Source organism: Corallococcus sicarius, assembly GCF_003611735.1.
Taxonomy (GTDB): Bacteria; Myxococcota; Myxococcia; order Myxococcales; family Myxococcaceae; genus Corallococcus; species Corallococcus sicarius.
Genome location: NZ_RAWG01000020.1, coordinates 44,044 through 54,991, shown reverse-complemented (window position 1 = coordinate 54,991; position 10,948 = coordinate 44,044). Strand labels below are relative to the sequence as shown.

Below are 10,948 nucleotides of genomic sequence, written 5' to 3'. Positions count from 1 at the left end.
GTGCAGCCCCGGGCACCTCGACACAGGGCCGTGCCGCCAGCGCCTCTTCCTGCTGGGGGGCTGACGCGGGGTCGCCGAGGGGGCACTCCTGGGCGCGATGGGCTTCTGGGGCGAAGTTGTCGAGCACGCGCTCATCGCAGGTCCTCAGCAGCGCCAGCACCTGGAGTTGGAGCGCCCGCGTGTCGCGTACCCGCAGGGCCTCCATCGCACAGCCGGCCCACTGGCGCAGCGGCTCACCGCCCATGAAGGACAGGAGCCTCGCCGCGCCACCGTGCAAGGCCCGCTGCAGCGATTGAATGAGGAGCAGGTGACCGGGACGGGCCGCCGCCTGGCCTGCCAACCGCAGCAAGTCGAATTCCAACTGTGCGCACCGGGCCCCCGACTCCCAGCGCGCCGCGTCCCACAGCCTGAAGCAGGCTTCTTCCAGCTTGCCCAAAGCCGCCTGGGAAGCGCGCTCACAGCAGTCGGCCAGCAGGTCCACCAGCACCTGCCGCTTGAGGCAGAAGTAGCCCTCAAGCAGCCAACGGCCTTCCGGGGAGAGCTCCTCGTGAAGCGCCAGGCCCAGGTTCTCCAGCGTCAGCGGTTCGTTCAACGCCACCACACGCGCCATGCGTCCGGGGTGCTGCACCACCAGCCCCCGCGCCGCCAGCCGTCGCAGCGCCTCGCGCACGGTGCCCCGGCACACCCCGTAGCGACGTGCCAGCTTCTGCTCCGAGCCCAGCTGCCCGCTCTCCGGCAGCCTCCCCAGCGAAATCTCACGCTCGAGTTGCTCCTCCACGTACGCCACCAGCCCGACCCGCTCCATCGCCACCGCCCTCGTCGCCCCAGCCTCTCCCACCAAGCCACAGGGGTCTGACATGGACGCGAGGGCCACCCGTCCTCGTCATTTCCCGCCGGGCCGGCGCAGCCTGCGGCCCCATGTGGCACGAACCTGTCCGACAGTCGGACAGGTTGGGCGCGAAGTGCGCGCGGCGGGCGCCTCTACGTGCGGACCGCAACATGGGCGTCCGATCCAGCACTCCGTCGCGCCCTGACCTTGCGCTGCGCAAAGCGCGTCCTTGCGCGCGAACTTCGGGTCACAGGCGTTGTCGACGAACTTCTGACGACCTGCCCAGTCTCCCGAGGCAGGACGCGCCTCCGCTTCCTCTGCGAGGATGGGAGGCCATGCGACGACCTCCGGCCGGACTCCGGGTGCTGCTCACCGCGCTGTTGATGGGCGGTGTTTCCCAGGGGGCCCCGCCCTCGAAAGCCGCACCGCCCACGCCCCCTCAGGTGACGTGGCTCTACCAGGACCGGCTGGCGTCGCCCTGGGAGGACCTGACGTGGGCTGGCGCGCACGCGATGAGCGCCACCGCGCCAGGGGCCTCGGGCAGCCGCGCGATCTCCGTGACGATGGGGCCGTGGGAGGCGCTGTACTTCGGCCACCCGGGCTTCGACGTGTCACCGGAGGACACGCTGGTCCTCAAGGTGAACGGCGGGAAGGACGGCGCGAACGCGGCGGTGCGCGCGCGCGTCGTCATCGGCCCCGAGCAGCCCGTGGGCGTGCCCCTGGGCCCGACCTGCGAGGGCGGCGCCATCCCGGCCGGCAGGTGGACGACGTGCCGCGTGTCGCTGGCGAAGCTGCTGCCCGAAGGCCGCACGCGCATCACCGGCCTGTGGCTCCAGGAGGACAGCGGCAGGACGCTGCCGCCCCTCTTCTTCGACGACATCAGCATCGAGCAGGGCCCCAGGACGGTGAGCGTCACACTGGAGACGCCCGCGGTCTTCCTGGCTCCGGGCGCCACGCACGCCTTCCGCGCCACCGTGACGAACAGCACGGATACGGAAGTGACGTGGAGCGTGGAGCCCGGAAACGAGCGCGGCACCCTCAGCGCCACCGGCGTCTACACCGCGCCCCGCAAGCCGGGCACGTACCGGGTGATGGCCCGGAGCAAGGCCGACCCGAGCCAGATGGCCGTGGCCAGCGTGGTGGTGGGCGCGGCCCAGGCCGTGAGGGGTCCCCCGGGCCAGGGCGGCAGGTGGGTGTCGGGCTACTACACGGGCTGGAACGCGGACGACTATCCACCGGAGAAGGTGGACTTCAGCGCGCTCACGCACATCCTCGTGGGCCGCGTCACGCCGAAAGCGGACGGCACGCTGAGCACGAAGTTCGACAACGACCGGGGGCCGGAGATCGCCCGCACGCTGTCGAAGCGCGCGCACGCCGCGGGCCGCAAGGCGCTCATCATGGTGGGCGGCTCCGGTGAGCACGACGGCTGGGTGGGCGCGGCGTCCGACGCGAACCGCGCGAAGTTCGTCCGCTCGCTGCTGAAGGCGATGGATGACTTCGGCTACGACGGGCTCGACCTGGACTGGGAGCCCGTGGAGAAGGACGACCGGCCGAAGCTGCTGGCCCTGGTGAAGGCCCTGCGCGAGGCGCGGCCGAAGATGCTCCTCACCTTCCCGCTCCATTGGATCAACACCAACTTCCCCACCGACGCCGACCCCTGGTTCGCGGAGCTGGCGACGCACCTCGACCAGTTGAACCTCATGTCCTACGAGATGATTGGTCCGTGGGACGGCTGGAAGTCCTGGCACACGTCCGCGCTGAAGGGCGAACAGGGGCTGCACCCCACGTCCATCGCCTCCAGCCTGGAGCTGTGGGTGAAGGCGGGCATCCCCAAGGCGAAGCTGGGCCTCGGCATCCCCTTCTACGGCCTCGCGTGGCGCCACATCACCGGCCCCTACCAGCCCTTCACCCACTGGTCCGACTACGTGGGCGGGGACAACTCGTTCACCTACAAGAAGATCCTCCGCTATTCGAAGCAGGGCACGTACCACTGGGACGAGAAGGCCCAGGCCAGCTACGTGACGTTCGCTCCGGACAAGCTCGTGGAGGACGGCACGGTGACGTGGATCTCCTACGACAGCCCCCAGGCCATCGCCGCCAAGGGAGCCTTCGTGAAGCAGGAGGGCTACGGCGGAACCATCATCTGGACCCTGAACCAGGGCTGCGTCGACCCCGCCACCGGCGCCAACCCACTGCTGGACGCGGTGAAGGGGGCCTTCCTCCCGTAGCGGGAAGGCCCCGGCGTCCGCCTACCCCAACGCGGCGCGGGCGTTGCGGAACATGCGCATCCACGGGCCGTCCTCACCCCAGGCCGTCGGGGCCCAGGAGTGCTGCACGGTGCGGTGCACGCGCTCCGGGTGCGGCATGGTGATGGTGAAGCGCCCATCCTTCGTGGTGAGCCCCGCGATGCCATGCGGCGAGCCGTTGGGGTTGGCCGGGTACTTCGTCGCCACCTGCCCGCGGTTGTCCACCCAGCGCGTCGTAACGAGGCCCAGCCCGTTCACGCGCGCGGCCTCTTCGGCGCTGGAGAACTCCGCGCGCCCCTCGCCGTGCGACACGACGATGAGCATCCGGCTGCCCTCCATGCCCCGGTAGAACAGCGAGGGCGACGGGGAGATCTCCACCGTGCCCAGGCGCGCCTCGAACTGCTCGGATGCGTTGCGCACGAAGCGCGGCCACGCGTCCGCGCCGGGGATGAGGTCGCGCAGCTGCGCGAACATCTGGCAGCCGTTGCACGCACCCAGGCCGAAGCTGTCCGGCCGCGCGAAGAATTCAGAGAACGCGTCGCGCGTGCGCGGGTTGAAGAGGATGGACTTCGCCCAGCCGCCGCCCGCGCCCAGCACGTCGCCGTAGCTGAAGCCGCCGCACGCCAGCACGCCGTGGAAGTCTTTCAGCGACACGCGGCCCGCCAACAGGTCGCTCATGTGCACGTCCACCGCGGTGAAGCCCGCGCGGGTGAACGCCGCCGCCATCTCCTGCTGGCTGTTGACGCCCTGCTCGCGCAGCACCGCCACGCGGGGCCGCGCCCCCTTCCCGATGAAGGGCGCCGCCACGTCCACCGTGAGGTCGAACGTGAGCACCGGCGACAGGCCCGGATCCCCCGCGTCGCACTTCGCCGCGTACTCCTGCTCCGCGCAGGTGGGGTTGTCGCGCAGCTTCTGCATCTCGTAGCTGACGCGCGACCAGGTGCGCTTGAGCGCCACGGTGTCCTCGGCGAGCAGCTTCTTCTTGCCGTGCCGCACGCGCACCGTCTGCGCCACCGTCGGCCGGCCCAGTTCGTGGACGTGCGCGCCCAGGCCGTGCCGCGCGAAGACCTCCCGCACCCGGGCCACGTCGGCCGCGCGCACCTGCACCACCGCGCCCAGCTCCTCGTTGAAGAGGGCCGCCACGGCGTCACCGCCCAGGGGCGTCAGGTCCACGTCCACGCCGCAGTGGCCCGCGAAGGCCATCTCCGCGAGCGTGGCCCAGAGCCCGCCGTCGGAGCGGTCGTGGTAGGCGAGCAGCACGCCCGCCGCCTGGAGGTCCTGCACGCCGGTGAAGAAGCCCTTCAGGCGCGCCGGGTCGTCCACGTCCGGGCACTCGGGGCCCACCTGCTGGTGGCACTGCGCCAGCACGGAGGCGCCCAGGCGCTGCCGGCCCGCGGCCACGTCCACCAGCACGAGCCGCGTGTCGCCCGCCACGTCCACCGGCTGCGGCGTCAGCGCTCGGCGCGCGTCCAGCACCGGCGCGAACGCGGTGATGATGAGCGACAGCGGCGACGTCACCGCCTTCTTCGCGCCGTCGTCCTGCCACTGCGTGCGCATGGACATGGAGTCCTTGCCCACCGGGATGGCGATGCCCAGCGCGGGGCACAGCTCCATGCCCACCGCGTGCACCGCGGCGTAGAGGTTCGCGTCCTCGCCGGGGCTGCCCGCCGCCGCCATCCAGTTGGCGGACAGCTTCACGTCCGACAGCTTGTCGATGCGCGCCGCCGCCAGGTTGGTGAGCGCCTCGCCCACCGCCATCCGCGCGGAGGCCGCCGCGTCGATGAGCGCCACCGGCGTGCGCTCGCCCAGGGCCATGGCCTCACCGGTGGTGGAGAGGATGGACGACAGCGTCACCGCGCAGTCGGCCACCGGCACCTGCCACGGGCCCACCATCTGGTCGCGCGCGGTGAGGCCGCCCACGGTGCGGTCGCCAATGGTGATGAGGAACGACTTGTCCGCCACCGTCGGGTGCGCGAGCACGGCATGCGCCAGGGCCTTGAGGTCCCCGGGGAGGGCGAGCGGCGCGTGCTTCAGCGGGCGCGACACGTGCTCGCGGTGCATGCGCGGCGCCTTGCCGAAGAGCACGTCCATGGGCAGCGCGATGGGCGTGTCCCCCAGCTCGCGGTCGCTGAGCGTGAGCACCTCTTCCTGCGTGGCCTCGCCCAGCACGGCGAAGGGCGCGCGCTCGCGCTCGCACAGGGCGGCGAAGCGCGGCAGATCCTCCGGCGCCACGCCCAGCACGTAGCGCTCCTGCGCCTCATTGCACCAGATCTCCACCGGAGACATGCCCGGCTCATCGTTGGGCACGAGCCGCAGCTCCAGCCGGCCGCCCAGGCCGTTGTCGTGCGCCAGCTCCGGCAGCGCGTTGGACAGGCCGCCCGCGCCCACGTCGTGGATGGAGCGCACGGGGTTCGCGTCGCCCAGCATCCAGCACTGGTCGATGACCTCCTGACACCGGCGCTCCATCTCCGCGTTGTCACGCTGCACGGAGGCGAAGTCGAGGTCCGCCGCGCTCGTGCCCTGCGCCATGGAGGACGCCGCGCCGCCGCCCAGACCGATGAGCATCGCCGGGCCGCCCAGCACGATGAGCTTGTCGCCCGCGCGCAGCGGGGCCTTCTTCACGTGGCCCGCGCGGATGTTGCCCAGGCCGCCCGCCAGCATGATGGGCTTGTGGTAGCCGCGCACCTCCACGCCGTCCGGCGTGGGCACCTGCTGCTCGAAGCTGCGGAAGTAGCCGCACAGGTTGGGCCGGCCGAACTCGTTGTTGAACGCCGCGCCGCCCAGCGGTCCGTCCAGCATGATGTCCAGCGCGGACACGATGCGGTCCGGCTTGCCGTACGGCACCTCCCACGGCTGCTCGCAGCCGGGGATGCGCAGGTGGCTGACGGAGAAGCCCGTGAGCCCCGCCTTGGGCTTCGCGCCGCGCCCGGTGGCGCCCTCGTCGCGAATCTCGCCGCCCGCGCCCGTGGCCGCGCCCGGGTATGGGGAGATGGCGGTGGGATGGTTGTGCGTCTCCACCTTCATCATGATGTGCGCGGGCTCGCGCACGGCGCCCCACTCGCGCGCCGTCCCCTGCGGGAAGAAGCGCTCCACCTCGAAGCCCTCGATGACGGCGGAGTTGTCCTTGTACGCGGACAGCACGCCGCCGGGGCTCACGGCGAAGGTGTTCTTGATGGCCTGGAAGAGCGAGCGCTCCTGGGGCTTTCCATCCAGCGTCCACGACGCGTTGAAGATTTTATGCCGGCAGTGCTCGCTGTTGGCCTGCGCGAACATCATGAGTTCAACGTCGGTGGGGTTGCGCTGAAGCTCCGTGAAGCGCGCGACCAGGTAGTCGATCTCATCCTCCGCCAGCGCCAGGCCCAGCTCGCCGTTGGCCTTCACCAGCGCGGCGCGGCCTCCGCCCAGCACGTCCACGCGCGTGAGCGGCCGGGGCGCGTGCGTGGTGAAGAGCACCGCCGCGTCATCCAGCCGGGGCAGCACCGCCTGCGTCATCCGGTCGTGCAGCACCGCCTCCACGCCCGCGGCCTCGTCCGCCTCCAGCGCGCGGCCACCGGGGCCGGTGAGGAAGAACGCGATGCCGCGCTCCATGCGGCGCACCTTCTCCAGGCCGCAGTGGTGCGCGATGTCCGTCGCCTTCGACGACCAGGGGGACACCGTGCCCGGACGCGGCACGACGAGCAGCAGCGTGCCCATGCGCTCGCGCTTCGCCGCGTGGGGGCCGTACTCCAGCAGGCGCGAGAGCCGCTCCCCTTCCGCGTCCGTCAGCGGCGCCGACGTGTCCGCGAAGTGGACGTACTCCGAATAGAGGGTGGCCACCGTGGGCACCCGTTCCCGACAGCGGACGAGCAGCTTGGCGAGCCTGAATTCGGAGAGGGCCGGAGCCCCGCGCAGCGTGAGCATGGAGGACCTTGCGAACGGGTGACGGGAGGTAACAGCGGGGCCGTCCTTATCACTGCGCCCCGCGTCACAAGGCCCGGACTTCGCGTCTGGATGGCTGCCCCCCGGCCGGGGTGGGTGCAACGCCGCCGACGTGGGCGTGTTTCCGCCCCATCACTCTATGTACTTCCCGCATCGCGCGGGCAGTGCGTCATCCATGCTTTGCTTGGAAGGCTTCACAGAGCCGTTTTTCACAAGGGATGGTCCATGACGCGCAGTCACCGTTGGTTGCTGGCTGGCCTGACGCTCACGTTGTCCGCCTGCGGTGCGGGAGGGCCGGACGCGGAGGCACCCGCCTCCCCGCCGTCCCAGGGCGACGGGGTGTACCGCCTTGGGGACGTGGAGGCGGCACTTGGCGCGCTGCCCGGCGCCCGGGTGTTGGACGTCCATGCGGACGGAGTTCCGGCCTTGCTGAAGGGGGAGCTGGGGGCCACGGGTCGTCCCATCTCCGGAGCCTCGGCCTGGCAGGCGCATGCGCTGCTGGAGCCCACGCTCGCGCGCGTGCTGCCGGCCTTGCGGTTGAAGGCGCGGGACGTGGTGCCGGTGGGGATCCGCCGGGACGGGCTGGGCCACAGCCACGTGCGCTACGCGCAGACGAAGGCGGGCCTGCCCGTGGTGGGCGAGGCGCTGCTGGTGCACCTGGACGAGGCCGGCCGGGTGTACCTGGTGAACGGCACCGCGCGGGACGGCGAGCCCGTTCCGGAGGCGGCCCGCATCTCACCGGAGGTGGCGCGGCAGGCGGCCCTGGCGGCGACGCGTGGGGGCCGCGCGGCGGAGGCGCCCCGGGAGGTGTTCGTGCGCCCGACGCCGGACGCGGCCCTGGTGCGGGCCTTCGAAGTCGTGGTGTCGGGCGAGGACGCGGACGGCACGCCCGTGCGCGACCATGTCTTCCTCCATGCGGCGGACGGCACGGAGGTGCTGCGGACGTCGGACATCCGCCACGCGCGCAACCGCAAGGTGTGTTCGGTGGGGGGCCCGACCAGCGGCACGTGCCGGGTGGAGGGCCAGCTTCCCACGGGGGACTCGGGCATCGACACGGCGTACGACAACCTGGGCCTGTTCTACGACTGCTTCCAGCAGAACTTCGCCCGCGACTCGTTCAACGGCGCGGGTGCGCAGCTCCGGGCGGACGTGCACTACGGCTCGCAGTACGCGAACGCCTTCTGGAACGGCTCCACGATGGTCTGCGGCGACGGCGACGGCACCTCCATGGGTCCGCCGTGCTCGGATCCGGACATCGTGGTGCACGAGTTCTCCCACGCCGTGACGGAGTACGACTCCGACCTCATCTACTCAGGGCAGTCGGGCGCGCTCAACGAGTCCCTGTCGGACATCTTCGCCGCGACGTGCGGAAGCTGGGCGACGGGCACCTGGAGCACCGCGACGGGCATCTGGCGCATCGGTGACCTGTTCTGGACGCCGAACACGCCCGGGGACGCGCTGCGGTACATGGACGACCCCTCGCTCGACGGCGCGTCCCTGGACTACTACACCCAGCTCACGCCCGGCACGGACGTGCACTACGCCTCCGGGATCCCGAACCTCGCGTTCAAGCTCCTGTCCACCGGCGGCACGCACCCGCGGGGCAAGTCCGCGGTGAACGTGACGGGCATCGGCGTGCAGGCGGCCGGGCGCATCTTCTATTACGCCAACGCCAACCTCTTCCTCCCCAGCACCACGCTGGAGCAGGCGAAGGCGATGACGAAGCAGGCCGCGCAGAACCTGGGCTACAGCGCCGCCATCCAGGCCTCCGTGGAGGACGCGTGGACCGCCGTGGGCGTGGGCCTCCCGACGCCGCCCCCGCCGTGCACCCTGCTCCCGAACAACACCACCGTCTCGAGCCTCGCCGGGGCGTCGGGTTCGGCGCAGTACTACTGCCTGGACGTGCCCGCGAGCACGGCGTCCACCGTCACCCTCTCCGGCGGCACCGGGGACGTGGACCTCTACACGCGCTTCGGCAGCGCGCCCACCGCGTCGTCGTTCAACTGCCGGCCCTACCTGGGCGGCAACAACGAGACCTGCAACCTGGCCGCGCAGCCGGCGGCGAGCCGGGTGTGGATCCTCCTGAAGGGCTTCTCCGCCTACAGCGGCGTGTCCCTCTCCGTGCACTACTGAAGCGCCCGGGCCCTGCCTCCACCGCGTGTCGCGGCAGTGGAGGCGGGGCCTGATTCCCGGCAGGGGGGCCATCGGGGACTGGCCTCTTTCCGCCCGCTGGGCGAAGAATGCGCGCCTGGGCGACTTCGGCCCCCAGGGGGACACGAGGCCATGCGGGACGAGCGCGTCATCTTCGGCAACACGGTGGACAGCCTGTACCGCAAGACGCTGATGCCGGACCTGCCGGCCGCGTTGCTGGAGCGGCTGCGCGGCCGGGGGTTGGACCTCAAGGCCCCGCTGCTCGCCGCGTATCCGCTGGCGACGTGGGTGGAGTGTCTGGATGACGTGGCCCGCACGCTCCATCCGGACCGGCCCCTGGACGTGGCCCGGCGCCTGCTGGGCAAGCGGATGATGGAGGGCTACGCGGAGACGTTGATGGGCGGCGCGGTGCTCGCCCTGGCGCGCGTGGTGGGGCCCGTGCGGTCGCTGGAGCGGATGCAGCACAACTTCCGCAGCGGCAACAACTTCACGGAGACCCGCCTCACGGTGCTGGGGCCCACGGCCGCGGACCTCTGGTTCAACGAGCCGGAGGTGATGGAGGGCTTCGCGGAAGGGGTGCTGGAAGAAGGGCTGTTGCGCATCGGCGTGCACGGCCTCAACCTGCACCGCACCCGCCACTCGCCGGAAGCCGTCACCTATCACCTGGAATGGACCGCCCGGCCCTCCTGACTTCGCCACGCCATGTCCTCCATCCTCTCGACCCTGCCCGCGCTCTACCGGGACCTGCTCCCGTCCTTCTTCCAGCAGGAGGCGCCCACGGAGACGAAGGCCACGTGCGCGAAGTGCGCCATGAGCCGCACGTCCGCGCAGTCCACCGTGGAGTCGGTGGACGGGGTGGAGCACCTGTTCCGGCCGGACACCAAGTGCTGCACGTACTACCCGCGCCTGCCCAACTACCTCATTGGAGCGCTGCTGTCGGATGACTCGCCGGAGATGGCGGAGGGGCGCCGGCGCATCGAGCAGAAGATCGACAGCCGCATCGGCGTGAGCCCCATGTGGGTGAAGCCGCCGGCGAAGTTCAACCACCTGTACAAGAACTCGCACCAGTTCTTCGGCCGGGCCGCGACGATGCGGTGCCCGTACTACGCGCTGGACACCGGCGGCTGCACCATCTGGGCGTACCGCGAGTCGGTGTGCTCCACGTTCTTCTGCAAGTACGTGGCGGGCGCGGACGGCCGGCGCTTCTGGATGTCGCTGAAGACGTACCTGACGCTGGCGGAGTTCCAGCTGTCGCGCCACGCGCTGTTGCAGCTCATGCCGGAGTTCCTCCTGGACGGCCGCGACAAGGCGGAGGTCGCGACCGGCCCCCTGTCCGTGGAGGACCTGGACGACACGGCGCCGCCCCCCAAGGTATACGCGGCGCTCTGGAAGGAGCACGCGGGCCGGGAGCGCGACTTCTACCGCGCCTGCTACGACGTGGTGCGCACCGTGCCCGGGGACGGCCTGGAGCGGCTGCTGGGCATGGATGGCACCGTCGAGTTGAAGGTGCTGGAGAAGCTGCACACCCAGGCCACCGCGCCCCAGCTGCCGCGCGTGCTGCGCTTCAACCCGGATGCGACGGTGAAGTGGCTGCCGGATGGCAGCGTCGCGCTGGGCTCCTACAGCGAGTTCGACGCGGTGGCACTCCCCGGCGAGGCGTACGCGCTGCTGGTGGAGTTCACCGGCCAGAAGCCGGTGGAGGCGGTGCGCCAGCACCTGCGCGACCACAAGCAGGCGGACCTGGACGCGGACATCCTGCTGGAGCTGTACCGGCACCGCATCCTCGTGGAGCCGTAGGCCTCGC

The 10,948-nt window shown here is 71.3% G+C and carries 6 protein-coding genes; 4 read left to right on the top strand and 2 right to left on the bottom strand.

All coding sequences use genetic code 11. From position 1 onward, the window contains the following. The coding region (locus tag D7X12_RS04945) for a FadR/GntR family transcriptional regulator (RefSeq protein WP_439329350.1) at positions 1–811 on the bottom strand (811 nt) is incomplete at its 3' end. A 353-nt stretch (positions 812–1,164) separates the two neighbouring features. On the opposite strand from D7X12_RS04945, the gene D7X12_RS04940 reads away from it, so the two are divergent. After that, positions 1,165–3,057, top strand: a complete 1,893-nt coding sequence (locus tag D7X12_RS04940; protein ID WP_120624113.1) for a glycoside hydrolase family 18 protein — start codon at positions 1,165–1,167, stop codon at positions 3,055–3,057. A gap of 21 nt (positions 3,058–3,078) precedes the next feature. Here the strand turns inward: D7X12_RS04940 and purL are convergent, their stop codons facing one another. Further along, positions 3,079–6,975, bottom strand: a complete 3,897-nt coding sequence (gene purL / locus D7X12_RS04935; RefSeq protein ID WP_120624112.1) for a phosphoribosylformylglycinamidine synthase — start codon at positions 6,973–6,975, stop codon at positions 3,079–3,081. Positions 6,976–7,218: 243 nt separating this feature from the next. Between purL and D7X12_RS04930 the strand changes: the two genes are divergently transcribed. From D7X12_RS04930 to D7X12_RS04920, 3 genes are all read left to right on the top strand, one after another. Then, positions 7,219–9,126, top strand: a complete 1,908-nt coding sequence (locus D7X12_RS04930; RefSeq protein WP_120624111.1) for a M4 family metallopeptidase — start codon at positions 7,219–7,221, stop codon at positions 9,124–9,126. Positions 9,127–9,276: 150 nt separating this feature from the next. Beyond that, on the top strand, positions 9,277–9,834 hold the full coding sequence (locus D7X12_RS04925; protein ID WP_120624110.1) for a DUF2378 family protein: 558 nt from the start codon (positions 9,277–9,279) through the stop codon (positions 9,832–9,834). A gap of 12 nt (positions 9,835–9,846) precedes the next feature. Next, positions 9,847–10,941, top strand: coding sequence for a hypothetical protein (locus D7X12_RS04920; RefSeq protein ID WP_120624109.1), 1,095 nt, complete (start codon positions 9,847–9,849; stop codon positions 10,939–10,941). Positions 10,942–10,948: the final 7 nt, after the last annotated feature.